The organism is Acidobacteriota bacterium (genome assembly GCA_016196065.1).
Taxonomy (GTDB): domain Bacteria; phylum Acidobacteriota; class Terriglobia; order Terriglobales; family Acidobacteriaceae; genus Acidiflorens.
In genome coordinates, this window is the sequence record JACPYL010000010.1 from 221,538 (window position 1) to 247,001 (window position 25,464).

At 56.9% G+C, this 25,464-nt stretch carries 27 protein-coding genes; 22 read left to right on the forward strand and 5 right to left on the reverse strand.

The annotated features are described in order from the left end of the window. The first annotated feature begins 38 nt into the window (after nucleotides 1–38). Together HY010_04360 and HY010_04365 are read left to right on the forward strand one after the other, a co-directional pair. Nucleotides 39–374, forward strand: coding sequence for a hypothetical protein (locus HY010_04360; GenBank protein ID MBI3474940.1), 336 nt, complete (start codon nucleotides 39–41; stop codon nucleotides 372–374). A 133-nt stretch (nucleotides 375–507) separates the two neighbouring features. Beyond that, nucleotides 508–2,133, forward strand: a complete 1,626-nt coding sequence (locus tag HY010_04365) for a methylmalonyl-CoA mutase family protein (protein ID MBI3474941.1) — start codon at nucleotides 508–510, stop codon at nucleotides 2,131–2,133. A 167-nt stretch (nucleotides 2,134–2,300) separates the two neighbouring features. Here HY010_04365 and gcvPB read toward each other — a convergent pair whose 3' ends face one another. The 4 genes from gcvPB to gcvT all read right to left on the reverse strand — a co-directional run bounded on the left by gcvPB (nucleotide 2,301) and on the right by gcvT (nucleotide 6,846). Further along, complete coding sequence (gene gcvPB, locus HY010_04370; GenBank protein ID MBI3474942.1) at nucleotides 2,301–3,809, reverse strand: aminomethyl-transferring glycine dehydrogenase subunit GcvPB; 1,509 nt, start codon at nucleotides 3,807–3,809, stop codon at nucleotides 2,301–2,303. A 5-nt stretch (nucleotides 3,810–3,814) separates the two neighbouring features. Continuing rightward, nucleotides 3,815–5,188 (reverse strand): aminomethyl-transferring glycine dehydrogenase subunit GcvPA, encoded by a 1,374-nt coding sequence (gene gcvPA, locus HY010_04375; GenBank protein ID MBI3474943.1) that lies wholly within the window; start codon nucleotides 5,186–5,188, stop codon nucleotides 3,815–3,817. 151 nt (nucleotides 5,189–5,339) lie between these two features. Then, the gene (gcvH, locus tag HY010_04380; GenBank protein MBI3474944.1) at nucleotides 5,340–5,720 is read right to left on the reverse strand and encodes a glycine cleavage system protein GcvH; all 381 of its coding nucleotides are present in this window, start codon (nucleotides 5,718–5,720) and stop codon (nucleotides 5,340–5,342) included. Between the two features lie 52 nt (nucleotides 5,721–5,772). After that, a complete protein-coding gene (gene gcvT / locus HY010_04385; protein ID MBI3474945.1) occupies nucleotides 5,773–6,846 on the reverse strand; it encodes a glycine cleavage system aminomethyltransferase GcvT in 1,074 nt (357 codons plus the stop codon). A 698-nt stretch (nucleotides 6,847–7,544) separates the two neighbouring features. On the opposite strand from gcvT, the gene HY010_04390 reads away from it, so the two are divergent. Next, on the forward strand, nucleotides 7,545–8,120 hold the full coding sequence (locus tag HY010_04390; GenBank protein MBI3474946.1) for a PEP-CTERM sorting domain-containing protein: 576 nt from the start codon (nucleotides 7,545–7,547) through the stop codon (nucleotides 8,118–8,120). On the opposite strand, the gene HY010_04395 is transcribed toward HY010_04390, so the two are convergent. Next, a complete protein-coding gene (locus HY010_04395) occupies nucleotides 8,110–10,968 on the reverse strand; it encodes a tetratricopeptide repeat protein (protein MBI3474947.1) in 2,859 nt (952 codons plus the stop codon). The two genes, HY010_04390 and HY010_04395, sit on opposite strands and share 11 nt — an antisense overlap. Before the next feature lie 233 nt (nucleotides 10,969–11,201). On the opposite strand from HY010_04395, the gene HY010_04400 reads away from it, so the two are divergent. The 19 genes from HY010_04400 to HY010_04490 all read left to right on the forward strand — a co-directional run bounded on the left by HY010_04400 (nucleotide 11,202) and on the right by HY010_04490 (nucleotide 25,460). Next, the gene (locus HY010_04400; GenBank protein ID MBI3474948.1) at nucleotides 11,202–11,480 is read left to right on the forward strand and encodes a DUF962 domain-containing protein; all 279 of its coding nucleotides are present in this window, start codon (nucleotides 11,202–11,204) and stop codon (nucleotides 11,478–11,480) included. 141 nt (nucleotides 11,481–11,621) lie between these two features. Further along, on the forward strand, nucleotides 11,622–11,903 hold the full coding sequence (locus tag HY010_04405; GenBank protein MBI3474949.1) for a hypothetical protein: 282 nt from the start codon (nucleotides 11,622–11,624) through the stop codon (nucleotides 11,901–11,903). Between the two features lie 233 nt (nucleotides 11,904–12,136). Continuing rightward, entirely contained in the window at nucleotides 12,137–13,279 is a 1,143-nt protein-coding gene (locus tag HY010_04410) for an acyl-CoA dehydrogenase family protein (GenBank protein MBI3474950.1), read from the forward strand. Between the two features lie 196 nt (nucleotides 13,280–13,475). Continuing rightward, nucleotides 13,476–13,814, forward strand: coding sequence for a PadR family transcriptional regulator (locus HY010_04415; protein MBI3474951.1), 339 nt, complete (start codon nucleotides 13,476–13,478; stop codon nucleotides 13,812–13,814). Nucleotides 13,815–13,824: 10 nt separating this feature from the next. After that, nucleotides 13,825–14,832 (forward strand): hypothetical protein, encoded by a 1,008-nt coding sequence (locus HY010_04420; protein ID MBI3474952.1) that lies wholly within the window; start codon nucleotides 13,825–13,827, stop codon nucleotides 14,830–14,832. 88 nt (nucleotides 14,833–14,920) lie between these two features. Beyond that, nucleotides 14,921–15,265 carry an extradiol dioxygenase gene (locus HY010_04425; GenBank protein ID MBI3474953.1) on the forward strand — a complete coding sequence of 115 codons (345 nt, stop codon included), beginning with the start codon at nucleotides 14,921–14,923 and terminating at the stop codon, nucleotides 15,263–15,265. 31 nt (nucleotides 15,266–15,296) lie between these two features. Next, nucleotides 15,297–15,779, forward strand: coding sequence for a DUF4870 domain-containing protein (locus HY010_04430; protein MBI3474954.1), 483 nt, complete (start codon nucleotides 15,297–15,299; stop codon nucleotides 15,777–15,779). A gap of 57 nt (nucleotides 15,780–15,836) precedes the next feature. After that, nucleotides 15,837–16,787 (forward strand): methylmalonyl Co-A mutase-associated GTPase MeaB, encoded by a 951-nt coding sequence (gene meaB / locus HY010_04435; protein ID MBI3474955.1) that lies wholly within the window; start codon nucleotides 15,837–15,839, stop codon nucleotides 16,785–16,787. Between the two features lie 221 nt (nucleotides 16,788–17,008). Continuing rightward, nucleotides 17,009–17,416, forward strand: coding sequence for a methylmalonyl-CoA epimerase (gene mce, locus HY010_04440; protein MBI3474956.1), 408 nt, complete (start codon nucleotides 17,009–17,011; stop codon nucleotides 17,414–17,416). Next, entirely contained in the window at nucleotides 17,409–18,809 is a 1,401-nt protein-coding gene (locus HY010_04445; GenBank protein MBI3474957.1) for an FAD-containing oxidoreductase, read from the forward strand. The genes mce and HY010_04445 overlap by 8 nt, the downstream gene beginning before the upstream one ends. A 3-nt stretch (nucleotides 18,810–18,812) precedes the next feature. After that, nucleotides 18,813–19,487 carry a tRNA (adenosine(37)-N6)-threonylcarbamoyltransferase complex dimerization subunit type 1 TsaB gene (gene tsaB / locus HY010_04450; GenBank protein MBI3474958.1) on the forward strand — a complete coding sequence of 225 codons (675 nt, stop codon included), beginning with the start codon at nucleotides 18,813–18,815 and terminating at the stop codon, nucleotides 19,485–19,487. Nucleotides 19,488–19,494: 7 nt separating this feature from the next. Continuing rightward, on the forward strand, nucleotides 19,495–19,977 hold the full coding sequence (rimI, locus tag HY010_04455) for a ribosomal protein S18-alanine N-acetyltransferase (protein ID MBI3474959.1): 483 nt from the start codon (nucleotides 19,495–19,497) through the stop codon (nucleotides 19,975–19,977). 153 nt (nucleotides 19,978–20,130) lie between these two features. Next, a complete protein-coding gene (locus tag HY010_04460; protein MBI3474960.1) occupies nucleotides 20,131–20,349 on the forward strand; it encodes a DUF465 domain-containing protein in 219 nt (72 codons plus the stop codon). A gap of 150 nt (nucleotides 20,350–20,499) precedes the next feature. Next, nucleotides 20,500–21,159: a phosphatidylserine decarboxylase family protein gene (locus HY010_04465; GenBank protein MBI3474961.1), complete on the forward strand. Its 660-nt coding sequence runs from the start codon at nucleotides 20,500–20,502 to the stop codon at nucleotides 21,157–21,159. A gap of 59 nt (nucleotides 21,160–21,218) precedes the next feature. Next, on the forward strand, nucleotides 21,219–22,031 hold the full coding sequence (locus HY010_04470) for a phosphatidylcholine/phosphatidylserine synthase (GenBank protein ID MBI3474962.1): 813 nt from the start codon (nucleotides 21,219–21,221) through the stop codon (nucleotides 22,029–22,031). Continuing rightward, nucleotides 22,028–23,098, forward strand: coding sequence for a segregation protein B (locus HY010_04475; GenBank protein ID MBI3474963.1), 1,071 nt, complete (start codon nucleotides 22,028–22,030; stop codon nucleotides 23,096–23,098). Before HY010_04470 ends, HY010_04475 begins: the two co-directional genes overlap by 4 nt. Further along, nucleotides 23,095–23,619 (forward strand): LptE family protein, encoded by a 525-nt coding sequence (locus HY010_04480; protein MBI3474964.1) that lies wholly within the window; start codon nucleotides 23,095–23,097, stop codon nucleotides 23,617–23,619. The genes HY010_04475 and HY010_04480 overlap by 4 nt, the downstream gene beginning before the upstream one ends. Before the next feature lie 5 nt (nucleotides 23,620–23,624). Further along, nucleotides 23,625–24,752 (forward strand): DNA polymerase III subunit delta, encoded by a 1,128-nt coding sequence (gene holA, locus HY010_04485; GenBank protein ID MBI3474965.1) that lies wholly within the window; start codon nucleotides 23,625–23,627, stop codon nucleotides 24,750–24,752. An 84-nt stretch (nucleotides 24,753–24,836) separates the two neighbouring features. Continuing rightward, nucleotides 24,837–25,460, forward strand: coding sequence for an HNH endonuclease (locus HY010_04490; GenBank protein MBI3474966.1), 624 nt, complete (start codon nucleotides 24,837–24,839; stop codon nucleotides 25,458–25,460). The last annotated feature ends 4 nt before the right edge of the window (nucleotides 25,461–25,464 follow it).

Below are 25,464 nucleotides of genomic sequence, written 5' to 3' on the forward strand. Positions count from 1 at the left end.
ATCAGCATTGTACGCTGGCGCACTGCTAAAATCGACTTGTGGCTAAAGTCTCCACCATGAGGAAGATCGGGATCGCGACGGACATCGTTTCGCGCCGCGTCGGGACTTCCCGGACCGTTGTCGCGCTGCGGAATGGGCTGCGTGCGACGACACGGTCCGTTGGCCGGGTCGTCCATCAACTCTGGCTGGAAGTGACCGGGTTCACGTTCTTTGTGCTGGCGGTGATCGGCGGGATTGCTGGATTTCGCGAGTATGTGAAGTATCAGGCTGGACAGGCGGAGGGGTTGGGACGCGTGATTCTAGCCGTGTGTTTTACCGCCACTTTCGTATGGTTCGGTGTGAGTTCTTTCTGGCGCGTGCGCAAGAAAAACTGAGTTACAAAAGGCAACTGCGTTTCTTTGGCGATGCTGACAAAAAGCTTGCACCACGGGGCACCGGGGACCACAGGGGACTCCGACTTCTCCCGCTTTTGTATGTGTCCCCTGTGAGTAAGGTTCTTCATATTTTATGAGTGATAAAGTCGAAACTCCTGCCAAGCCGAAGCCCAAAAATACTGAGCAATACACCTCGTCGAATATTCCGGTCCAGCCGCTCTACTTGCCTGCAGATCTTGCGGAGTGGAACTACGAGCGCGAAGTCGGCTACCCGGGAGAATTTCCATACACGCGTGGTGTGCAGGCGACCATGTATCGCGGGCGGCTCTGGACCATGCGCCAGTATGCAGGCATGGGCGATGCGGAAGAATCGAACAAGCGTTACAAGTATCTGCTCGCAAACGGTACGACGGGACTGTCGGTGGCGTTTGATCTGCCCACGCAAATTGGACTCGACTCCGACAACTCGCTGGCGATGGGTGAGGTCGGCAAGGTGGGCGTGGCGATTGATTCCGTCGAAGACATGCAACGGCTGTTCGATGGCATCGATCTGACCAAGATCTCTACATCGATGACTATCAATGCGACGGCATCGATCCTGCTCGCGCTCTATGTGGCGGTCGCGAAGCGGCAAGGGATGGACATCAAAAAGCTGTCAGGCACGGTACAGAACGACGTGCTGAAAGAATACATTGCGCGCGGCACTTATATTTATCCCCCGCAGCAGGCGATGCGGGTCATCACCGACATCTTTGCATGGACGAATGAGAACGTTCCGGACTGGAACACGATTTCCATCTCTGGATATCACATGCGGGAAGCGGGATCGACGGCCGTGCAGGAAGTTGCGTTTACGCTGGCCAACGGAATCGCCTATGTAGACGCCGCTATTCGTGCTGGTCTTGACGTGGACAAGTTCGCGCCGCGGCTTTCGTTCTTCTTCAACGCGCACAGCAATTTCCTGGAGGAGGTCGCGAAATTCCGCGCTGCGCGGCGGATGTGGGCGAAGATCATGCGCGACCGGTTCCAGGCAAAGAATCCGAAGTCGTGGATGCTGCGCTTTCACACCCAGACGGCCGGGTCCACTCTGACCGCGCAGCAGCCGGAAAACAACATCGTGCGGACGGCGATTCAGGCCATGGCGGCCGTGATGGGCGGGACACAGTCACTGCACACGAATTCGTTTGATGAAGCACTGGCGTTGCCGACGGAGCAATCGGCGCGCATTGCTCTGCGCACGCAGCAGATCATCGCTTATGAATCCGGAGCGCCGCAGACCATTGATCCGCTGGCGGGTTCCTACTACATCGAGTCTTTGACCACGGAAATCGAGAAACGCGCGGTCGAGTACCTCAGCAAGATCGAAACCATGGGCGGCATGCTCAAGGCGATCGAACGCGGATTCGTCCAACAGGAAATTCAAAACGCCGCCTACAAATATCAGCAGGCGGTGGACAAGCATGAAGCGATCGTCGTCGGCGTGAACCAATTTCATATCGACGGAGAAAAGGCCGTTCCGACCCAGCATATCGACGAAGATCTGGAACGCAAGCAGGTGGAGCGTTTGCGGGCGGTGCGGGCGAAACGTGATCCGGGGCCGTGGAAAGCGGCGCTGCAGGGAGTTGAAGATGCGGCGAAGTCGACCGAAAATCTCATGCCGAAAATTCTTGCGGCGGTGGAAGCGTATGCCACCGTGGGTGAGATCTCCGACGCAATGCGGCACATCTACGGGGAGTACAAAGAAGCGGTTGTGATCTAACCAGCACCGCAAACCCAATCGTAGCGCCGGCAACTTGCCGGCTGTCCCGAGGGCGCCCCGCCCTCGGTTGTTCAAAGCTAGAAGAATATTGCCGCGATCGTTGAAACCTATTCGCTTTCGATGGGCGGCGGCAATTCGCCGCCACGACAGCCGGCAAGTTGCCGGCGCTACGGTCGAGATTTTGGAATGGCGCTGGTATCTTCCGGCGTCCAGCGCAGTATCGGTTTGCGCGCCGCGAGCGTTTCATCCAGGCGCGAGATCCGCGTGTTGTAGGGCGCGTCCAACACGAACTGTGGATCTTCCTCTACTTCTTCCGCCATCGACTTCATCGCTTCGATGAACAGGTCGAGCTCTTCTTTCGGTTCGCTCTCAGTCGGTTCGATCATCAACGCGCCGGGGACAATCAGCGGGAACGCGGTCGTGTAGGGATGGAATCCGTAGTCGATCAGGCGTTTGGCGAGGTCCATCGTCTTCACGCCTTTTTTCGACTGAATCTTGTCGCTGAACACGACTTCGTGCATCGAGGGCGTTTCGTAGGGCAGATCGTAGACGCCTTCGAGTCCCTTGCGGATGTAGTTGGCGTTGAGCACCGCGTCTTCGGTGGTCTGGCGCAGCCCGTCGGGGCCGTTCGCAAAAATGTAAGCGAGCGCGCGGATGAACATGCCGAAGTTCCCGTAGAAGGCGCGGACACGTCCAACGGATTGCGGACGGTTGTAATCAAACGCCATCGTCCCGTCGGCCTTGGTGACAACCACTGGCGTGGGCAGGAATGGCTCGAGATTCTTCTTGATGGCTACCGGCCCCGACCCCGGGCCTCCGCCCCCGTGCGGCGTCGAAAAAGTTTTGTGCAGGTTGAGGTGCATGACGTCGACGCCGAAATCTCCCGGCCGCGCCTTGCCGACGAGCGCGTTCATGTTCGCGCCGTCCATGTAGAGAAGACCGCCTTTGGCGTGCATGAGGTCGGCGATCTTGTGGATCTCCTGCTCGAAGACACCCAGGGTGTTTGGGTTCGTCACCATCAACGCGGCGACATCTTCGTTCATCTGCGCGGCCAGCGCGGCGACATCGACCATGCCGCGGTCGTTCGACTTCAGATTCTCCACCGCGTATCCGACCATCGCTGCAGTGGCGGGGTTGGTGCCGTGCGCCGAATCGGGGATAAGAATCTTCTTGCGGGCATTGCCTTTTGATTCGTGATACGCGCGGACCATCAAGAGGCCCGTGAGTTCGCCGTGCGCGCCGGCGGCAGGTTGCAGGGTGATCGCATCCATGCCGGTGATTTCGATCAGGCAATCGCTCAGCGTTTTCATGATGCGCATCGCGCCTTGCGAAATCTTGGCGGGCTGATAAGGATGCCCGTTGGCGAGTCCTTCAATGCGGGACACGGCTTCATTCACGCGCGGGTTGTACTTCATCGTGCAGGAACCGAGCGGATACATGCCGAGATCGATCGCGTAATTCCACGTCGAAAGGCGCGTGAAGTGACGAATGATTTCGATCTCGCTCACTTCCGGCATGTTGCCGAGGTCTTTGCGCTCGGATTTCCCAAGAAGCTTTGCGGTATCTACTTCCGGGACGTCGAGCGGCGGCAGTTTCCACGCTGCTTTTCCAGGAGAGGATTTCTCGAAGATCAAGCCTTCGTTCTGATTGATGTGACGCGTCGCTTTGCGGGTCATGTGCTTCACTGCGCCACCTCCTCAGTTTCCTTCATGCTGCGGACCGAGCGCTCGCTCTCCGCCACCAGCCCGACGGCCGTGTCGATCATCGAGCGCGTCGTCAACTCGGTACAGCACCACAACGCGGCGTTGCCGAGTTCCGGGTAGAACTTCTTCAGCGGCAGGCCGCCGACAATCTTGTGCCCGAGCAGGCGGGAGTTGATGGCCGCCGGATCTTCGCTGGTTTCGACAACGAATTCGTTGAAGCGCGGCGAACCTGCGAACAATACTTTGGCATTCTTGCCGAACTGGCCGGCTGCGTAGGCGGTCTTGGCCAGATTCTGCTTGGCGAGTTCGCGCAGGCCAACTTTGCCATAGACAGTCATGAAGATGTTGACCATGAGCGCGACCAGCGCCTGGTTGGTACAGATGTTCGAGGTCGCTTTCTCGCGGCGGATGTGTTGCTCACGAGTGGCCAGCGTGAGGACGAATCCGCGCTTGCCTTTCTTGTCTAACGTCTGACCAGCGAGGCGGCCGGGCATCTGGCGGACGAATTTGTCTTTCGTCGCCAACACGCCGCAATAGGGACCGCCAAAGCCGAGCGGCACTCCAAAGGACTGCGCTTCCATGGCGACGATGTCGGCAACGCGCGGCGGTTCCACGATGCCAAGCGAAACGGCCTCAGCGATCGAGACGATCAGTAGCGCGCCTTTCTTGTGGGCGATGTCGGCGATCGTTTCAACGTCTTCAATCGATCCGAAGAAATTCGGCGACTGGATCAGAACGCAAGCGGTATCGTCGGTGACCGAACTTTCCAGTTCCTTCAAGTCGACGCGCGCAGTGTCGGTGAACCCGACGGTGCGCAGCGGAATTCCCTGGTGGGTGGCGTAGGTCTGCAACACTTCGCGATACTCGGGATGCAGGCTGCGCGCGATCACGGCAGAACTCTTTCCCGTGATGCGGACGGCCATCATGACGGCCTCGGCGGCTCCGGTCGATCCGTCATACATGGAGGCGTTGGCCAGGTCCATGCCCGTGAGTTCCGAGATCATAGTCTGGAATTCGAAGATCGCCTGCAAGGTGCCTTGGGCGAACTCGGCTTGATAAGGCGTGTAGGCGGTCAGGAATTCTCCGCGCTGCACGAGTGCGTCAATTACCACCGGCCGGTAGTGGAAGTAGGCTCCCGCGCCCAGGAAACTGGTGTAGTCGTCCCCATTTTCTTTGGAGCGGAGTTTGAACCAGTCGACGATTTCCGACTCGGCCATTTGACGCGGGATTTTCAGATCGCCAGCCAATCGGTATTCGGCCGGAATCGGTGAAAACAGATCATCAATCGAGCGCGACCCGATCGCCTTCAGCATGGCTTCGCGGTCCGCAGGAGATTTAGGCAGATATCTCATAGGATTCCAATATAGATGTGACTACCAGTCGATTCGATTGTGGCACGACACGGCAAGTTTGGGGAGGAGAACTGGGCACTGGGCAATGTTCGCGTGACTCGTATGCAAAACTCGGCAGTCGAACGGAACAGGAAGAAAAACGCTTCCCGCTTCAGTGTCCCGCTTCTTCGCCGGCAAACTTTTCATAATCCGATGCAGACAGCAGCGGATTCAATTCGTTCGGATCTTTCAACTTGATCTTGACCATCCAGGAGCCGTGCGCATCTTTGTTGACCTGTTCGGGCGCGGTAGCAAGTGCGCCATTCACCTCGGTCACAGTTCCCGAGGCTGGTGCGTACAGATCCGATACAGCCTTGACCGACTCGACGGTGCCGAATGTTTTTCCGGCCGTAATCTCAGTGCCCACTTTAGGCATATCGACGAAGACGATGTCGCCGAGGGATTCCTGCGCGTAGTGCGTGATCCCGATCGTGCCGTCGGCGGTGATCCATTCGTGTTCTTTGGTGTACTTGCGGTCGGTTGGATACGTCATTCGTCGTTCGCTCCTCGTCGTTCGTCCTTCGCTGTTTGTCGTGCGCTGTCGCTTAACTTTTTTTCGGGCGCTTATAAAACGGAATCGGGATGACCTGCGCCTTGACTCCCTGTCCCCGGATCTCGATCTTCACGGTGCTGCCAATGGCGGCATGCTCCGTGGGGACATAGGCCAACGCAATATTCTTTTTCAGGAATGGCGCCGGAGATCCGCTGGTGACGTAACCAATTTCACTGCCGCTGTCGTCCAAGACTTTGTAGCCATCGCGCGCGATCCCGCGGTCTACCATTTCGACGCCGACCAGCGTCTTCTTCAGGCCCGCCGCGCGCGCTTTTTCTAACGCTGGGCGGCCGATGAAATCCGGCTTCTCCATTTTGCAGAAACGGTCGAGGCCGGCTTCCCAAACGTTAATCGTGTCTGAAATTTCGTGGCCGTACAGGGACAGGCTGCCTTCGAGGCGAAGCGTGTTGCGTGCTCCCAGGCCGCAGGGAACTACGCCGAACTCCTTGCCAGCTTCCAAAATCTCATTCCACACCCGGGCACTGGTCGCTTCATCGGCGGGAATGTAAATCTCAAAACCATCTTCCGCGGAATAGCCTGTGCGGCCGATCAGGATGTCGCGCAGTCCGCAGACCGTTCCACGCGTGACCCAGTAAAACTTCACGGCGCTGAGGTTCGCGTCCGTGAGCTTTTGGAGCAGGTTGACGCCTTTCGGACCTTGAATCGCGATTTGCGTGAAATCGTCGGAGAGATGTTCAACCCGGCAGTTGAATTGGCGGGTGTTGTCACGCACCCAGCTGAAATCTTTTTCGCGCGTGCCGGCGTTGATCACGAGCAAATAATCGTCCTGGCCGAGGCGGTGAACAATCACGTCATCGACGAATGTTCCCTCGGGATAAAGGAGGGCGGAATACTGCGCCTGGCCGACAGCCAGTCGTGCAGCATCGTTCATCGAGATGTGCTGGACGGCGTCGAGTGCGCCCGGACCGCTGAGCCGGATGTCACCCATGTGGCTGACATCAAAGATGCCGACACCAGTGCGGACTGCCATGTGTTCGGAGACAATTCCGCAGCCAATGGACGCAGGATATTCGACCGGCATATCCCAGCCGTTGAATTCGACCATTTTGGCGCCCAGCGCACGATGCACGGCGTTCAGCGCTGTCTTGCGGACTAGGGGCGGAGTGGCCTCAACAACAGACAAATATTGACCTCTGTCGGACAGTGGCTGGGCTGTCAGAAGTGTGGAACTAACTAAATTATCACCCCTCCGGGAAGGGCGGCAAACCGGACGACATTTGCGGCGTGGCCAACTCGGGAAATCGTTCAGGCGCTGAATGTTCGTCTGTTACCTCCGTGACGTTTTTTCGTGTGCTGGACGGTACTAGACTCGACGTATGTCCAGCAATTCCGCCAGCAAGATTGTTTGTGCTCAGTGCGAGCAAAGTGAAGCGCGCTGCTCCTGCGAAAAATTCTGTGTCTTGTGCCAATCGCAGCTCGATATTCGACTCTGCACGGATGGCTTGATGTATTGCGAGCCCTGTCGCTCGGCTTGCGACTACAAGCCCGTCGAAAATTAAGCTAGAAGCGTCTACGCCGTCACTGCTCATGTTTTCTTCTGCAAAACTGCATTTCTTTGCAACCCATTAGGGCTGCCTTACCCAAAATGCGCAATCGTTTGCATGCCCGATAATTTCCTCAAGTAATTGTTCATTATCCGCTTGACCGGCAGTAATGAAGTCGCTAACCTCCTGTCACTCCCCTGTTACCGGAGTCGCTTGCTACCGGTGACAACTTTGTGGTCAAGAAAACAGGAAAATTCAAATGAAGATATCGCGCCTCTGCCTGCTGCTCGTCCTCGCTCTGTTCTGTACGGGTCTGGCCTTCGCGGACGCCATCCAAGATCCTAAGATCATCATCCACGGCGTTTCGGGTGGTGGTGCACCGGGTTTCGGACACTGCCCACCCTCTGGTTGCACCAACGTGGGGATGAATTTTGACGTGACAGTTCCCAAGCACGGGTCCGGCACTCTGTTTTTCACGAACGCTTCAGGCAAGAACTGGACTTCGTTGCGGCTGATTGAAACGGGCGTTCCTGCGGAAGCAGTAACCTGTTCGCAGAGCCTGTTCCTGAGCTGCACGGTCCGGACGCTGGAAAACGGCTCGGTCGAAATTCTGCTCTCCGGAGTAAAGGGTCACAATGCGAAGAACGGAATTGTGAACGGGCAGAGTTTCTCCATCGGCTTCGCGTGCGTGAACGGAAATTGCTGGCCGGGTGGAATGACTTTGCACGGTCAGGCTGGATCGGCTCCCGAACCAGGCACGATCGCTTTGATGTTGACTGGATTTGGAGCGATTGTGTCGCGTCGCAAGAGCTGGAAGAACTTTCTTAAGGCTTAGGCGCCTTAGAAGTGAATTCCTTCACTAGTTGTGAAAACTGTGGCAGGGCCTGGAGCTTCTGAAGCTCGGGATCGTTCCAGGCCTCCTGCGCAGAGTAGCCCTTATCCAAAGCAGCACGTAGCGCCTTCACGGCATCTTCCGGTTTCCCTACCAGCGATTTCACGAGCGCTTCCGAATACATCAATTGAATATCCTTGGGCTTGATCGAGCGCGCCTGCTGGATGTATTGCAGGCCGTTGCGGGCATCGCCCTTGCGTGCGGAATAAAGCGCGAGATCGCCCATCGTGTCCGCCGAGCGCGGATTCACCTGCAGCTGCTGGAAGCAGAGTGAAATCGCCTTGTCGTAGGCAACCGCGGCCTGATCGGAGTGTCCGGACCAGCGATAGGCGTCGCCGAGGTTGCCGAAGAGGATTTCGTTGTTCGGAGTCATCTCGGTGGCTTTTTCGAACATTTTTACCGCTTCGCCATAGTTCTTGAGATAGAAGTACGCCGTCCCGAGGTTGGAGTACGTGATCGAGTCCGGACCCACTGAAAGAGCTTTCTGGAAATGAGGAATGGCCTCGTTCCATTTGCCTTCCTTGAAATACGTGCCGCCTATGTTTTCGTATCCGATGGGATTGTCGGGAGCGAGTTCAATGACTTTCTGAAACGACACGAGTGCCTTGGTTGTGTCTCCGGTGTCGGAGAGAGCCTGGCCGAGCGCATTGTGATTCATCCAGAAATAGGCGTTGACCGCGACCGCCCTTTGGTAGGCGGTGATGGCTTCTTCGCTCTGGCCGTTCGCGCGGTATGCATCGCCGAGCAGGCGATAGGCCTCATCAGAATTGGGAGCGAGCGCCAGGGCTTGCTTGATCTCCGTGATGGCTTGGGCATTCTTGCCGGTAGTCGAGTACACGCTGCCAAGTGAAAGGTGAACTTCCGGCAGGGAACTGGAAAGCTGTTCGGCGCGCTGTGCGGCAAGCGTCGCCTTTTGTGCCCAGATGCTCTCCTTGCTCTCACCGTAGAGGCGGAGGCTGGAGTCGGCGAGGCCAGCATAGGCGAGCGCGAAGTTCGAATCCTTTTCAATCGCCTGTTCGAAGAGCGTTCCCGCCTGCTTCATGTCAGTTGTATTGTGACTGTTGCGGAGCATGTTTCTGCCCTGCAAATAGAGATCGTAGGCCTTTACGTTCTCAGTCGGATGGGAGCCGGTGCGGGCAAGTTCTTCGTTACTCGGTTTAAGAGCGAGCGCGGTCACAACATTGGTGTAAATCTGATCTTCAAGCGTTAGCAGATCCTGCGGCATGCCGGGAAATTCCTGGCTCCAGACGCGACGGCCCGTTGTGGCGTCGTCGAGATTGAGGATCACGCTCAATTTGTCGCCGCTGCCCTGCACCATGCCCTGCAACACAAGGTTCACGCCCAGATCATGAGCGACCTTGGCGAGCGGCATATCCTTGGAAGCGATCTTCTCCACTTCAGACGAAGCGGCCAGGTGAACTTCTTTGAGTTGAAACAGCTTGGCGGTGAGCGCTTCCTGCACACCATCTGCGACGTAGCCAAGTGCCTTCTGGTCGCCGACAATTTTCAGCGGCATGACCGCGACGTACTTTCCCTGGCTGAGCGCAGGAACGCCTTTTGCCGCTTCCATGGTGCGCGTGCCTGGACGGCTCAGCAGCGTGCGGCCGACAAAGGCAGCCATGGCGATGGTGAGGACGCCGGCGGCGATCCACATCCAGCGCTTGCCGGGCAGATCGAGATTGAAGCGCGACGGATGGATGATCGGGTGCGGGATCATCTTCGACAACGCGTCCGCGCTGATATTGGGATTTGCTTCCCAGGCTTGCAACTGCTGCAGCAGTTCGACGACTGAGTGATAGCGGTTGGCAGGCTCGCGCTCGAGGCAGCGGCTGACAATCGCGCTCAAGGACCGGGGAACAGTATTTTCCACGTCGGATGCGGGCTTCGCTACTTCGCGTGTGCGGCGCATCAGGCTGGCGATGGCCGTGTCGGCGTGATACGGAGACTTGCCAGTCAGCAACTCGTAGAAGATCAGGCCAACGCTGAAAATGTCCGAACGCTGATCGAGTTGCGATCCCAGCGCCTGCTCGGGCGACATGTATTCCATGGTTCCGACGATGGCGCCGGTTTGCGTTAATCCAGAATCGCCGAGCGAGCGGGCAAGGCCGAAGTCCATGACGACGATGCGGCCGGACTTGTCGCTCATGATGTTTTGCGGCTTCAGGTCGCGATGAATGACGCCTTCCGAGTGAGCCGAATCGAGCGCGCGGCACACCTGCTCGATCATGGGAATCGCTTCCTTCGCGGAAAACTTGCCATGCTTGCGCAGCATGGTGCGCATGTCGTCGCCGTCCACGTATTCCATGGTGATGAAGCGGATTCCTTCGGACTCTCCAAGGTCGTAGATGCGAACAACATTCTTGTGCGTGATGTTCCGCGCGAGAATCAATTCCTGCTTGAAACGCTGCAGAATGGCTGGATCGGTCGCCAGTTCCGGGCGGATCACTTTCAGCGCGATCATGCGGTCGAGTTCCCGATCGCGCGCCTGATAGACCGCGCCCATGCCACCTTGTCCGAGCACGTTGAGAATCTCGTAACGCCCGGCAAAAGTGACGCCTGGCTGCAACGCTAGGAACGCCGTAATGCTGGTCGCGGCGAGCGAAGAGGCATAGGCCGATGGTGACGGCGATGGTATGGGGGTCGAGTGCGGCATCGTCGGCGCGCCCGACAATGGAGGCGGAGTCTGCGCGGCAGCGCCCACTTGATTTCGAGGCAGACTGGTACCAGGCATGGTCGGGCTATCGGAATCGGATGCCCAATTGTCGCGCTGGTCGTTGTCTCGCTGATCCATGGGGACGGCCTGATACGGAGAGCAAATCCGGTGTGCTAGTCGTGCGACGAAAAGCGATCGTTCAAGGTCGTCGAGGGGAGTCGAGGACCAAGCACCCCGAGGAAGCAGTATACCCCGGGATTCCTGCGGAAGAAAGCATTCAACAGGGCACGAAATAAAGACTTGCGCGGGCTTGTTTCCGTGTGGCCCGGGGATATAATTTTGGCGGTCTGGTGGCTCCAGGTGACTGACATATGGGACTTTACTCGCACTACGACGGTGCTCATAACCACCCCGTCAACCGCGCCCTGCACATGATCTCGATCCCGGTGGGCTTCTCCTCCCTGATAGTGATCTGGTGGCACTGGATCGTTGCACTTTTATTAATTCCCACTGCATTTGCTTTGGCCTGGCTCGGCCATCTGATTGAAGGCAATAAGCCGGCGTTCCTCACCAATCCTGCGCATGTGTTCGTGGCACCGGTCTGGCTGGCACGGAAGGTCCTGGGATTGGGGCCGAAGAAAGCAGAGTAACAACAAGGTCCGGGTTTCGGACTCATCCTTCCAGCATTCTGTTCCGCCTCGATCGACGAAGAACCTCCCTCAAAAGACGTACGACTTCGGCGATGTATCCCCACGACCGACTCATCGTGTTCCATATCTAAAGGCGAACCGATGGCGGAAGAGACGACACTTGCGCTGCTGCTGGAAATCCGCGACCTGCAAAAACAACAGTTGGAACTGCAGAAGGCGACGGTTGCCAATCAACAGCAGGCTTTGACGAATCAACTGACTTCGCTCACGGTGCAGCGGGAAGCGGCGGAACGGCAGAAGTTGCTGGTTGGACGAGCGAACCGGCTGTGGATTTTTGTCTTCGGAGCGGTATTTCTCCTGTTCTTCCTCGCCTTTTTCACTACGCTGCTGAGTACGTGCATGCGAGTGTTCTTGCATCGTTGAGGAGAAGCAGAAATCTCCATGCCAACTGGTCGGTAGGCAGATTTCGTAATGTGCGCTGACCGTGGTTAAATAAACAGTTGGGCGCCTAGTTCTTGCGCCGTCCCCGCGCGCGGCATCCAGCAACAATCCAAGTTGTATTGCACGGGCACGCGACCTGCAGCCCCCTCGCTCCGCTCGGAATGACAAATCGGGAGTGAGTCAGGACCAGTCGACAACAGACGAAGGTGAACACTGTGAATTTCCAGCTGAATGACGAACAGTTACATCTGAAGAAAAGCGTGCGCGAGTTTGCCGAGCGCGAGATTGCTCCGAACGTGATGACCTGGGACGAAGCCAGCGAGTTTCCGCTAGCGATCGTGAAAGAACTGGGCAAACTCGGATTGCTCGGGATTATTTTCCCGCCCGAATACGGCGGCGCGGGCATGGGTTACGTCGAGTACGTCACGGCAATTGAAGAGCTGTCGCGCGTGGACGGTTCGGTTGGCATCATCGTGGCGGCGCATACGTCGCTGTGCTCGAATCATATTTTTCTGGCGGGGAATGAAGCCCAGAAGAAGAAATATGTTTCGAAGCTGGCCACCGGTGAATTCATCGGCGCTTGGGGATTGACGGAACCGTCGTCCGGATCGGACGCAGGCAGCGCGCGTTTGTCGGCCGCCAAAGCTAAAGGTGGATGGGTGCTCAACGGCACCAAAACTTTCATTACCAATGGCAGCTACGCAGACGTGCTGGTCGTGCTGGCAGTCACAGATCGCGCGGCGCATACGCACGGGTTGTCGGCGTTCCTGGTGGATAAGGGGAGTAAGGGATTTCGCCCGGGGAAGAAAGAAAACAAGCTCGGCCTGCGCGCCAGCGATACTTCAGAGTTGATTTTTGAAGACTGCTTTGTGCCGACGGAGAGCTTGCTGGGCGGAGAAGGGAACGGGTTCATCGACGCGATGCGCATCCTCGACGGCGGCCGCATCTCGATTGCCGCGCTCTCGCTCGGCATGGCCGAGGGCGCCTATGAGGCGGCTCTGAAATATTCCAAGCAGCGCAAACAATTTGGCAAGGCGATCAGCGAATTCCAGGCGATCCAATGGAAGCTAGCCGATATGGCGACGGAAATCGAGGCCGCGAAGTTGCTCACGCTGCGCGCCGGCGCGATGAAAGATGCCGGGATGAAGACCACGCTCGAATCTTCGATGGCCAAGCTCTACGCCAGCGAAGTGGCCGTGAAGTGCGCCAATGAAGGAGTGCAGATCCATGGCGGCTACGGTTTTATCAAGGACTACCCCGCCGAGAAGTTCTATCGCGACGTGAAGCTGTGCACCATCGGCGAAGGGACCAGCGAGATTCAGCGGATGGTGATTGCGCGACAGTTGCTGAAGGACTGAGTAATTCTCAGCCATCAGCCATCAGCTCCTAGCCTGTCGTACAGAGTGTCTCGCTTTCATCGCGGGAGGTCTTGGCGAACGGCTAAGACCTGACCGCCTCACTTCGATACTCCATCAGGAAAACCAACCAGATCGATTCCTAGGAATTTTCTTGACTTCCAATACTGTATGACATATAGTATGCAACGTACACTATATGTCGCAAGGTACAGACAACTCGGAACGCTTCGAAAATCTCAGACTGGAATTGCGGCGCGGCTGCTTGAGCCTGGCGGTTTTGTCGCAACTCAAGACGGAACGCTACGGTTACACGTTGCGCAAGGCCTTGAACGATCAGGGCATGGAGATCGACGAAGGGACGCTTTATCCGCTGCTGCGCCGGCTGGAAAGCCACGGGCTGCTGACCAGCGAATGGCGCGAGGAAGAGAAGCGCAATAAGCGTTTTTACCGGCTGTCGGCGGACGGTAAATCGGTTCTCAAGCAGTTGGCGGCCGAGTGGCAAAGCATTAACAAATCGCTGAACGGAATCCTCTAAGGAGTTGGCCATGGAACTACTCGATCGATATTTGCAGGCAGTGCAATTCTGGCTTCCGAAGAAGCAGAAACACGACATTATTGCGGAATTGTCCGAAGATCTGCACTCGCAGATCGACGAGAAAGAGGCGGAACTTGGCCGCAAGCTCTCGGAACCTGAAGTGGAAACGATTCTCAAGCGCTGTGGCTCGCCGCTCGCGGTTGCGACCCGCTATTTGCCGCAACGTTATCTGATTGGTCCGGCAATGTTTCCTGTTTACCGCTTCGTGCTGGGGATTCTGTTGATCGGCTGCATTGTTCCGCGTTTCCTAACGTGGATCGCATTCCTGATCTTCGATCCAGCGGACCGTGGCTACCTGAACATGGGGAACATGCTGGAGACCGTGGTCTTCTTTGGGTTCTTTACGACGCTGGCCTTTGTGATCATCGAGCGAAGTGGCGTCCAGTTACAGATTCTGGATTACTGGAACCCGCGCAAGCTGCCGCCCTTGAAAGATCCGAACCGGATCCCGCTGTTCAATTCGTCGTTCGAGATCGGGGCCGCGGTTGTCTTCAACGTCTGGTTCGTCCAGGTGCTATGGCCGCGCCCGGTCACAGATATTCTGGGCACAAAGATCATGGTGGCGCCGGTATGGCAGAGTTTTTTCTGGGCGTTTTTGATTTTGTCCGTGTTCAATGTCGCTCTCTCAGGAGTGAACCTGTTTCGTCCGTACTGGACGCAGTCGCGTGCGTTCCTTCGACTGCTGCTCGATCTGGCTGGCGGAGCAACATTTTGCTGGCTGCTGAAAGCGCAGCCACTGCTTGGAATCAGTACGCCGAATATGTCAGAATCGAAGGCGGCTGCGTTGACGGGAGTCATCAACACAATCATGGCGAAGGCGTTGCCGTTGGCCGTCGTCATGTTGGTCGTGGTGTTTCTGATTGGCAGCTACCGGATTGTCCGCGTGTGGAATGTGGATCGGAAGCGTGGGCCGATTGTGCCGCCGGCGAGTGGGATTGCAGCGTCGATGGTGAGATAGCGGTCGCCACAGGCCCGGCGATTGCGCGAACGGCAGTGCGTAAGCAAGAATCAGTACGCCGACTAGAGTGAAGGCGCAGGAGACAGGCATGATTACCGGTGCTCACGTCATCGTCTACAGCAAAGATCCGGAAGCGGACCGTGCATTCTTCCGCGACACTCTTAACTTTTCTTCGGTGGATGCCGGACATGGCTGGCTGATATTCGCCCTTCCGCCCGCGGAAGCGGCGTTCCATCCCGGTGCGAACAATCAGCATGAGATGTACTTCATGTGCGACGACCTGAAGGCGACGATGGCATCGCTGAAGCAGAAGGAAGTGGCGTGCGGTCCGGTGAAGGAAGAACGCTGGGGAAGCCTGACGACGATCGCCCTTCCCGGCGGCGGGAAGATTGGGTTGTATCAGCCCAAGCACCCGACAGCGATTGGTCGGTAAGATTTGTCGCAGATGCGTGTTGGTGATCGAAATGATTGAGAATTCAGAATCGGTCGTCACACAAGACGAACGCACGATGGCCACGCTTGCCCACGCGTTGCAGGTAGTGGGATGGTGGATAGCGCCGCTCATCATTTTCCTGATTCATCGAAAATCGCGTTTTGTATCTTTTCACGCCCTCCAGGCGTTACTTCTGCAGATCGTCTACATGGTCCTGATGGGCGGATGCATGGTGCTCTGGATCGTTGTAATCTTCTCAACGGTTTTACACTCCAGTGCAGACAAGTCTGCGCCCCCAACCGCAATCTTCATTATGTTTCCCATTATCTGGTTGGGGTTCATGAGCATGTGGATCTTCGTCGTGGTGCTCGCCGTTGTTTACGCCATCAAGGCTGGTCGCGGGGAATGGGCGAACTACCCGATCATCGGGAAGATTGCACTTCATCTACTCAAGCTGGACGAACCGGTGAACTCAGTCATCGATTCGACCGGAATCCCTCGAACTTCGCTTTGAGTCGCTGCACTCTTACGCGGGTTAGACCCGACCGCGTGCCTGCTTTACACTAGTTATTTGACTCAGGACATCCCATCTCTGATTACGCGCATTCGTTCCGGCGACGCTCTGCCGTTGGCGCGAGTGATCTCGGCGGTCGAGAACCGCGTTCCGGGATGGTCGGAACTTCTGAAGGCCCTTTTCCCGCATACCGGGAAAGCCTCCATCATCGGATTGACCGGCTCACCGGGGTCAGGCAAGAGCACGCTGGTCGATCAACTCGCCAAGCACTATCGCAAAGAAAATCATACGGTGGGAATTATTGCGGTGGATCCGACCAGCCCCTATACAGGTGGAGCGATCCTTGGCGACCGCATTCGTATGCAGGACCACCACGCTGATCCGGGAATTTTTATTCGCAGCATGGCGACGCGCGGATCGTTGGGTGGGCTGGCGCGCACGACGGCGGATGTGGCGACTGTCTTCGACGCGTCGGGACGCGATCGCATCCTGATCGAGACGGTCGGCGTGGGACAGGATGAAGTCGATATCGTGCGCCTGGCCGACGTGACGGTTGTCATTCTTGTGCCGGGGATGGGCGACGATGTGCAATCCATCAAAGCGGGCATCATGGAGATCGCCGACATTTTCGTCATCAACAAGAGCGACCGCGATGGAGCAGAGCGGGTGGAGCGCGAGATCAAGGCCATGCAATCTCTGGCAACCCGCACCGATGGCTGGACTCCGCCGGTCATCAAGACCGTGGCCAGCCGTGGTGAAGGAACGAAAGAACTCGCGGAGGCTATTACCAGCTACGAAGAGTACTTGAAGCAAGAAAACCTGGCATTCAAGAAGAACGTGGAAAACTGGCAGGAACGGCTGGTCGAAATGCTGAGAGACGCGATGCTGGATAAAGTTCGCGCGCAGATGGACGGTGGCAGCCTGGAACGGTACGCGAAGGAGATCGCGGATCACAAGCGCGATCCGTACACGCTGGTGGAGGAGATAGTGCGAGGCGCAGCGAAGTAAACGCTACTGGTTGGTTGTGGCGGTCGCACGGAGACGGTCGTATTCTAAGAATTGTCATCTTGAGAGCCTGTAACTCTTTTCAAACTGTCATCCTGATTGAGGCGAAGGACCTGCTGTCTTCTAGTCCGCCAGGAAAGCAGGTCCTTCGCTTCGCTCAGGATGACAGTCCTTAAAAGGAATGTTCTTAGGCAGCATGACAGTTCTTAGAGGAAAGGCAGGGTATGGATTTCAGCATCGATCATTTAGGTATTGCGGTAAAGTCACTGACGGCCGCGAAGTCGATTTACGAAAAGCTGGGGATGAAGGTGTCGCCGGAAGAAACCGTCGAGCAGGAAAAGGTCCGGTTGGTGATGGTGTCAGCAGGCGAAAGCCGGCTGGAGTTGCTGGAAGCAACGTCCGACGACTCGACGATTGCGAAGTTCATCGGCAAACGCGGCGAGGGATTGCATCATGTCTGCATGCGTGTCCCTGACCTCGAAGCGTCCGTGGCGAAACTGAAAGGCGACGGCGTGCGGCTGGTATCGAACGAGATCAAAATCGGCGCCGGCGGGCACCGCTACGTGTTCGTGCATCCGCAGAGCACGGGAGGCGTATTGCTGGAGCTAGTCGACGGTGGTTCTCATGCCTAGCAGCTATGACGCAATCGTGATCGGCGCCGGGCAAGCGGGGCCGGCGCTCGCGAATCGTCTGGCGGCCTCCGGCATGGAGGTGGCGTTTGTCGAGCGCTACAAGTTTGGCGGAACCTGCGTCAACTCGGGATGCACTCCAACCAAGACCATGGTGGCGAGCGCGTATGCCGCTCATCTAGCGCGGCGAGGGAGCGACTACGGAGTCAACATCGCGGGCGACATCCGCGTGGACATGAAGAAGGTAAAGGCGCGCAAAGACGCCATCGTTGCTAATTCCTCGAACAGTTTGGAAAAATGGCTGCGCGGCGATCCCAATATCACCGTCTATGCGGGCCACGCGCACTTCGAATCGGCATCCGAAATCAGCGTAGGGAATGATCGCCTTGCTGCTCCGAAGATCTTTATCAATGTGGGCGGGCGCGCATCCGTTCCCGACATGCCCGGGATCGACCAGATATCTTTTCTCAACAATTCGTCAATGATGGACGTGGATTTCCTCCCGCGGCATCTGGTAGTCATCGGCGGCAGCTACATCGGGCTCGAGTTTGGACAGATGTTCCGTCGCTTTGGAAGTGAAGTGACGATCGTCGAGATGAATTCTCGTTTGATTAAGCGGGAAGATGAGGATGTGTCGGACGCCGTGCGGAGCATTGTCGAAAATGAGGGCGTGCAGGTCCGGCTGAATTCGAAGTGCATTGCCTTTCGGAAGAGTGGAGACGACATCGCGGTCCGAGTAGATTGCGAAGACGGCGCCAAAGAAGTATTTGGATCGCATGTATTGCTGGCAGTTGGCCGGCGTCCGAACACCGACGATCTAGGACTGGAAAAGGCCGGCATCGCAGCCGATAAGTTCGGATACATTGTGGTTGACGATCAGTTGCGCACTAATGTGCCTGGCATATGGGCTCTCGGCGATTGCAACGGCCAAGGCGCTTTCACCCACACTTCTTACAACGACTATGAAATTGTTGTGGCGAATTTGCTGGACAACGATACGCGGCGCGTCAGCGACCGCATTGTCACCTACGGATTGTTTATCGATCCACCACTGGGTCGCGCCGGCATGACGGAAGCGGAAGCGCGCGCGTCCGGACGAAAAATTCTCGTCGGCAAACGGCCGATGACGCGGGTTTCGCGGGCACTCGAAAAAGGTGAAACGCAAGGCTTTATGAAAATCATGGTCGACGCGCAGACGAAAGAGATTCTCGGCGCGGCCGTGCTTGGGCCGGGCGGAGATGAAGCGGTTCACTGCGTCCTCGACGTGATGTATGCGAAGAAGCCCTATACCGTGATTCAACGCGCCGTCCACATTCATCCCACGGTCGCAGAGTTGATCCCGACCATCCTCGGCGAGTTGAAGCCGCTTGAGCCTGTCGTTGCCGGAGCGGCCTGATCCATGTTGCTCCTGGCGGTCGACACATCCGGGAAAAATGGAAGCCTGGCGCTGGCGCGGGTAGTTGCCGGCAAGCCCGCGGTCGAGGTTGTCGAAGAAGTTGCTCTGACGGGCGGAAACTTGTCGGCGCAACTCGTGCCGCAGACGATCTCGCTGCTCGATAAATACGGATACAGCAAGAGCGATCTATCCGGCTTTGCGGTCGCATCGGGACCGGGCTCGTTTACAGGACTGCGGGTTGGACTGGCGGCCATCAAGGCGATGGCGGAAATTCTGCGCCAGCCGATCGCTGCCATCTCGCTGCTGGAGGCAGTCGCGCGGAGCGGAGCGTCTGAGGGACGCGTGCTCTCGCTGCTCGAAGCAGGACGGAGCGAACTCTATGTGGGCGACTACGAACTCGGTCCGCCGGTTCGGATGCTTCGTGAGCGGCTGCTCGGCAGGGAAGAGTTGGTTGCCGAGCACGAAGGGCAACTCGTCGTCGCCGTCGACGCGAACATTGCTGACGCGATGCGCGCGGCCGGGCTGCCTGTGAAGCAAGTTGGTTATCCCACCAGCGGCGAGATTGCGCGTCTCGGTTGGGAGCGCATCCAGAGGGGAGAGACGGTCCTGCCGGAGAATCTGGAAGCCAACTACATTCGGCGGTCCGATGCCGAAATTTTCTTCAAGCCGAAAGCCTAAGACTCTCATGCCTGTCAAGATTCGTTCCGCAGTGTTGGCCGACGTGCCCGCGCTACTCACGATCGATCGGGAGTCAGTGAGCGCCGCGCACTGGACAAATGAGCAGTACGAACAACGCGTGAGCGAGGCCTCCGTTCTCGTAGCTGAAGAAGAAGGTGAAGAAGAAAATGATGTTTGCGGATTCGTCTGCACACGCGTGGTAGCCGATCAGTGGGAAATAGAAAACATTGTCGTCGCGGAGACAAAGCGGCGACGCGGAGTCGCGGATGCATTACTGCAAGACGTTCTGAGCGGCGCGCGTGATCATGCTGCAACTTCGGTGTGGTTGGAAGTGCGAGAGTCGAATGATCCTGCTCGGCGACTGTACGAGAAGTACAGCTTCAGGGAATCGGGTAGGCGTCGCGGATACTACCAAAATCCATTAGAAGATGCCGTGTTGTACGAACTGCAACTCTCCAGACCGCAAGTCACGATCAAATCAAGCTGCTGATTCTAAAGAGCGAAGGCTAGTCGTGCACAGAATTATCTGGCAACGTTTGGACATCTACCAACTGTGGAAAAGATCTATGAAAATCCGTTGAACGGGTATTTAGCCTGTGCTACCTTTTAACCGAACGGTAACAATCCCAGGAGGTCCGCAAGAATGCTGACTTCGAGAGACCAACTCCTTTCTGGCCACGATGAATTCCGCAGGCTGGTTCAGGAGCACTCGCAGTTTTCCCAAAGACTCGAATCCCTTACGCAAAAGCGTTATCTCACCGAAGACGAAAAATTAGAAGAAGTGCGATTGAAGAAACTGAAGCTGCGTCTGAAAGACCAGATGCTCACGATCGAGCAGACATTTCAGCGGCAGTCAGCGTAGAGCCAGACGGCCCGGAGGGCGGGGCCGGAAAAGCAGTGCCAGACATTATTGCGGGTAATTTATGTATGGGTACCGGGCGCATCTAAGCGCCTTTTTTTATTGCAGTTATGTAGTTTCCTGCAACGCCGCTCTATAATCAGTTGGATTCCCATGGTTCGTGACGGCTACTTCTACGGTGTAGGCAGTGTGTTGGCTGCGGCGGTCCTTTTCTGGCTAACGGCTTGGCCCTACGCGATCCCCGTACTGCTGCTGGGAGCGTTCTGTCTGTGGTTCTTTCGCGATCCCGAACGGCAGATTCCTCAAACACCGGGCGCGGTCGTATCGCCCGGCGACGGCAAGGTCACGGATGTCTCGGTCGTAAATTCAAACGGCGTTTCGCAAAGCCGGATCAGCATTTTTCTCAGCGTGTTCAACGTGCACGTGAATCGGTCGCCGATCGCAGGTGTCATCCGCGAAGTTCGTTACCAGCGCGGCAAGTTCCTGAACGCGATGGCTGCGAACTCCGCGGAAGAGAACGAACAGAACATCGTCACGGTCGAAGGTGAGGGACAGAAGGTCATCTTCAAACAGATTGCGGGACTGATCGCGCGCCGCATCGTTTTCACCGGCAAAGTCGGCGATCAGGTGGAACGTGGCCAGCGAATCGGCTTGATCAAGTTCGGCTCGCGTGTGGATGTGCTCATGGATCGCAGCGCCAACATTCAAGTGAAGGTTGGTGACCGCGTCCGGGGCGGGGCATCCGTGCTTGCCGTGCTGAAAGTCGCGACTGAATCACAACCAGTTTTGACCGGAAGTCGGGAGGCGCACTAGCCATGGATGAGCAGATCGCCACGCGTCGCGACTCGAAGAGCGGAAAATTACGCAAGGGAATGTACATCCTGCCGTCGCTGTTCACGACTGCAAATATCGCGGCGGGGTTTTACGCGATCCTGGAAACAGTGCACGGCATTTCAGGTGAGGCTCGGCATCTCGACTACGCGGCGATGGCCATTGGTTTCGCCGTTTTGTTCGATGGCTTGGACGGTCGCATTGCGCGCATGACCCGCACCGACAGCGATTTTGGCAGGGAACTGGATTCCCTCGCTGACGTGATCACCTTCGGTGTTGCGCCTGCGTTGCTGGCGTGGATGTGGGGATTTCATCTACTGCCACCGGCGGGAATTGCTCCCGATCTGTATCTGAAGATCACGCAGTTGGGAACGATTGGTTGTTTTGCTTTCCTGATGGCAGGTGCGAGCCGCTTGGCAAGATTCAATATCGCAAAGAATCCGCAGCCTTCGAATCCAGGACGTCCCGGCAAAAAGTATTTTGTAGGCATGCCGATTCCCGCGGGCGCCGGTGTGATCGCGGCCATGATTCACTACTCGGGAGGAGCGCCAATCATTTCCTGGGTGACGGCGATGAGTTGGCTCATGATGGTGGTGGTCGTCGGCTATCTGATGGTCAGCACGTGGCGCTTCTATAGTTTCAAGGACATTGATTTTCGATCTCGCCGTCCTTTCCGCCTGATTGTTCTGATTGCCATTTTGATCGCGTCGATCCGCTATTTTTCGGGCCCGGTACTGTTCGCGATCGCAATTCTCTACATGGCTTCGGGTGTCCTGTGGCGTCTGCAGTGGATTTTTCGGCGCAAGAATCCTCCTGCACCTCCGGCGTATCGGGAGGCATCTCAGACTTCATGACTTCCGTTTCCAAGCCAGGCACGTCCCACTCCGATCTGCTGGGTACCAACCTGTATCGCGCTGCCATCGTCGGTGCCGCCACTCTGCGGGGAAAAGAAGTTGCGGAGGTGTTGAAAGACCGCAACTTTCCAGCGGTCGACGTTCGTCTGCTGGATGACGAAGAATCTCTCGGACGACTCGAAGCACTCGGCGACGAGATGAGTTTTATCCAGAGCATTCGCCCGGAACAATTTGAGCGCGTCGACTTCACGTTCTTTGCGGCCGAGCCGGCGAGCACACGTGGCAACTGGAAGATCGCGCGAGACCTGGGTAACACGATCGTCGATCTCTCGTTTGCACTGGAGGGAGAGGCGGGAGCTTCGATACGGTCGCCGTGGATCGAACGGGTATCCGGCCAGCCGGTGCTTCCTGAGCTTCAGCCTGGCCCGGTTGTGACAGCACACCCGGCTGCCACCGTTCTCGCGCTGTTGGCGTTGCGCTCTGCGAATGCAGGCAAGGTGGAACGTTTTGTGGCGACGGTGTTTGAGCCGGCCTCGGAACGCGGGCAGAAGGGCATGGACGAATTACATGAGCAAACGGTGAACCTGCTGTCGTTCCAGGACCTGCCCAAAAATGTTTATGACGCGCAGGTCGCATTCAGCATGCTGGCTCGCTACGGACCGCGGTCCGAGCCTTCGCTGGATGCGGTGTCGCAAAGAGTTTTGAAGCATTACAAACAGATTGCTCCCAGTGCCGTGCCTCCTTCTCTGCTGGTTGTACATGCGCCAATTTTTCACGGGCATGCATTCTCCATCTATCTGGAAACGGAGAAACCTGTGTCGGCCAGCGAATTCGCCCAGAAACTTTCGGGCGATCACGTGGTGGCGACAAGCGGTGCTGAAGATGTTCCGAACAATGTGAGTGCCGCTGGGCAGGGAGACATCCTGGTGTCGTTGACGCGCGATGCCAGTCGCGAGAATGGAATGTGGCTGTGGGCCGCTTCTGACAACCTTCGTGTTGCAGCTCTAACGGCCGTCGAGTGCGCGGAAACCATGACCGCATCGCGTCCGCGAGGTCAGATTCAATGAGACGGCTAGCCGTGTCACTCGCCATGGCAGCGGTGACGGTAGCTGCGTCCAGTTGTGGTTATCACACGGTGGGGCACAACGTCGCGTTGCCGCAAAATGTCCGGACGATCGCCGTACCGGGCTTCGTGAGCCATAGCCCAACGTTTCGCGTCGAACAGGTGATGACGGACGCGGTGGTGCGCGAATTCAATACGCGCACGCAATTCCACGTGATCCATGAAGCGAAGCCCGACGCCGATGCCGTACTCAAAGGCACAGTGCTGTCGGCGACCGCTTCTCCGCTGGCATACGACTCGAAAACCGGGCGCGCTGCGAGCGTGCTTGTCACCGTCAGCATGCAAGTCACGTTGACCGATCGCGAAGGCAAAGTTCTCTTTCAGAATCCTTCCTACTTGTTCCATGAGCAGTATGAGTTGTCGCGCGAGCTTTCCAGTTTCTTCGAGGAAGACTCCTCCGCGATGGATCGTCTCTCGCGGGATTTCGCGCGTACACTGGTGGCCAATATTCTGGAGGGTTACTGATCTCGATGCGCGGCTTCGCCCAGTCCGACCGGTTTCTTTCCGAGCTTGAGTCGCGCAAGCTGAAGGCCGCCTACGTCCTGGTCGGAGACGAAGCATTTTTCCGCAAACGCTACCGGGACGCCATTCTTGAGCACCTGGTCGCGCCTGATTCCCGCGATTTCAGCTTCTTCGAATATGACCTGAGCGAAACGTCACTGATTGAAGTTCTGGACCGGGCGCGTACGCCTTCGCTCATGGCGCCATTCCAGGTGTTCTTTGTGCGGGGCGTGAAGAGTCTGTTTGGACGAGGCTCGAACGAAGAAAAGATCAACGCCATCACCGACTACTGCAAGAATCCCAATCCCGACGCGCTGCTGGTGTTTGTCGCCGACCACATTAGTATCCCGGCGGACGCGCGCAAAATGGAGATGACGGACAAAGACCGCTACCAGAAGATTCGCGAAGATCTGGGACCGATTTGCGGGATCGTCGAACTGGCACGTGTGGAAGAAGGCGAGGCGGTCCGGTGGATCGGCGAGTACTGCGCCGCACGAGACGTGAAGATCGATGCCGACGGCGCCCGCGAACTCGTCGACGCATTGGGCGGCGACATGATGACCATTTCCAATGAGCTTGAAAAGCTGATTCTCTATGTGGGCGAAAAGAAGAGAATTTCGCTGGGCGACGTGGAGACCATGGTCCTCTCTGCCAAGCAACGCTCGCTCTATGAACTGACGGATGCTATTTCGCTCAAAGATCGAGTTCGTGCTCTGGAAATACTGGACGCTCTTCTCTCGAGCGGAGACGGCGAAGAAGCGGCCATAGGCCACCTCTACATGCTGGCCAAGACCTTTCGACAGATGCTGGTCATCCTCGAACGCAACGTTCGCGACCAGCGCATGTTGTGGGCGGCCTTGTGGCAGGGGTTCCGCGTGCCTCCATTTGCGGCCGACGATATCATCCGGCAAGCGCGCCGCTACAAATCAAAACGCGAATTGACGCGGGGCATCCGGTTGGTTGCCAAAGCTGATCTGGCGCTGCGCTCGAATCCTCCCGGAAAGCGGTTGATCCTCGAGAAGTTGGTGCTCGATCTGGCAGGAGAAGTGAAAGTGGAGAGCACCGGCGGATGGATGCAGGAAGAACTGCCGGTCTAAGCAACAATCCCTATGCTGACTCCAGGCGACATTATTTCGTATCTAGAAATGTGCGCTCCTTTCGGAATCAATCTTCAGCGCGGCATGAATTTCCAAATAAGGAATGGCGAAAGTCTAATTTTGATGAGTCAAAGACCGGGCGCACCATACGAGGACCGGGTCGAGCAAGGAGGCGAGATCATCATCTATGAGGGTCACGATTTGCCTAGAATGGCGGCAGCGCCCGACCCTAAGACCAAGGACCAGCCTGAATTTCAATCAAATGGTAGGCCAACTCAGAACGGCCTGTTTGCGGCGGCGGCAGCTAGGTTTAAAGAGGGGAATGCCAGTGCCCGACGTGTAAGAGTATTCGAGAAGATTCGCGCTGGCATTTGGGTTTACAACGGACTGTTCGAACTGGTCGATTCCTGGCGCGAGGAGGCTGGCAATCGCAGGGTGTTTAAGTTCAAATTGCAGATTGTTGAAGAGTTACCGCTGTCGGCGCAACTGCGCAATCCTTCGCTCGACCACGATCGCGTAATTCCGACGCATGTCAAATTGGAAGTTTGGAAGCGTGATAAAGGTCAGTGTGTGAAATGCGGTAGTTCAGAGAACCTGCATTTCGATCACATTATCCCGTACTCACTGGGTGGTTCATCTAAAGTCTCGAGCAACATTCAGATATTGTGCGCCCAACACAACCTCGAAAAACACGACACTATTGAGTAATCGC

Bases quoted from the DNA above. Each gene is read 5' to 3' on its own strand.
- HY010_04365 (MBI3474941.1), top strand. From the start codon at position 508: ATGAGTGATAAAGTCGAAACTCCTGCCAAGCCGAAGCCCAAAAATACT.
- gcvPB (MBI3474942.1), bottom strand. From the start codon at position 3,809: ATGACCCGCAAAGCGACGCGTCACATCAATCAGAACGAAGGCTTGATC.
- gcvPA (MBI3474943.1), bottom strand. From the start codon at position 5,188: ATGAGATATCTGCCTAAATCTCCTGCGGACCGCGAAGCCATGCTGAAG.
- gcvH (MBI3474944.1), bottom strand. From the start codon at position 5,720: ATGACGTATCCAACCGACCGCAAGTACACCAAAGAACACGAATGGATC.
- gcvT (MBI3474945.1), bottom strand. From the start codon at position 6,846: ATGGTCGAATTCAACGGCTGGGATATGCCGGTCGAATATCCTGCGTCC.
- HY010_04390 (MBI3474946.1), top strand. From the start codon at position 7,545: ATGAAGATATCGCGCCTCTGCCTGCTGCTCGTCCTCGCTCTGTTCTGT.
- HY010_04395 (MBI3474947.1), bottom strand. From the start codon at position 10,968: ATGGATCAGCGAGACAACGACCAGCGCGACAATTGGGCATCCGATTCC.
- HY010_04400 (MBI3474948.1), top strand. From the start codon at position 11,202: ATGGGACTTTACTCGCACTACGACGGTGCTCATAACCACCCCGTCAAC.
- HY010_04405 (MBI3474949.1), top strand. From the start codon at position 11,622: ATGGCGGAAGAGACGACACTTGCGCTGCTGCTGGAAATCCGCGACCTG.
- HY010_04415 (MBI3474951.1), top strand. From the start codon at position 13,476: ATGTCGCAAGGTACAGACAACTCGGAACGCTTCGAAAATCTCAGACTG.
- HY010_04420 (MBI3474952.1), top strand. From the start codon at position 13,825: ATGGAACTACTCGATCGATATTTGCAGGCAGTGCAATTCTGGCTTCCG.
- HY010_04425 (MBI3474953.1), top strand. From the start codon at position 14,921: ATGATTACCGGTGCTCACGTCATCGTCTACAGCAAAGATCCGGAAGCG.
- HY010_04430 (MBI3474954.1), top strand. From the start codon at position 15,297: ATGATTGAGAATTCAGAATCGGTCGTCACACAAGACGAACGCACGATG.
- mce (MBI3474956.1), top strand. From the start codon at position 17,009: ATGGATTTCAGCATCGATCATTTAGGTATTGCGGTAAAGTCACTGACG.
- HY010_04445 (MBI3474957.1), top strand. From the start codon at position 17,409: ATGCCTAGCAGCTATGACGCAATCGTGATCGGCGCCGGGCAAGCGGGG.
- tsaB (MBI3474958.1), top strand. From the start codon at position 18,813: ATGTTGCTCCTGGCGGTCGACACATCCGGGAAAAATGGAAGCCTGGCG.
- rimI (MBI3474959.1), top strand. From the start codon at position 19,495: ATGCCTGTCAAGATTCGTTCCGCAGTGTTGGCCGACGTGCCCGCGCTA.
- HY010_04460 (MBI3474960.1), top strand. From the start codon at position 20,131: ATGCTGACTTCGAGAGACCAACTCCTTTCTGGCCACGATGAATTCCGC.
- HY010_04465 (MBI3474961.1), top strand. From the start codon at position 20,500: ATGGTTCGTGACGGCTACTTCTACGGTGTAGGCAGTGTGTTGGCTGCG.
- HY010_04470 (MBI3474962.1), top strand. From the start codon at position 21,219: ATGTACATCCTGCCGTCGCTGTTCACGACTGCAAATATCGCGGCGGGG.
- HY010_04475 (MBI3474963.1), top strand. From the start codon at position 22,028: ATGACTTCCGTTTCCAAGCCAGGCACGTCCCACTCCGATCTGCTGGGT.
- HY010_04480 (MBI3474964.1), top strand. From the start codon at position 23,095: ATGAGACGGCTAGCCGTGTCACTCGCCATGGCAGCGGTGACGGTAGCT.
- holA (MBI3474965.1), top strand. From the start codon at position 23,625: ATGCGCGGCTTCGCCCAGTCCGACCGGTTTCTTTCCGAGCTTGAGTCG.
- HY010_04490 (MBI3474966.1), top strand. From the start codon at position 24,837: ATGAATTTCCAAATAAGGAATGGCGAAAGTCTAATTTTGATGAGTCAA.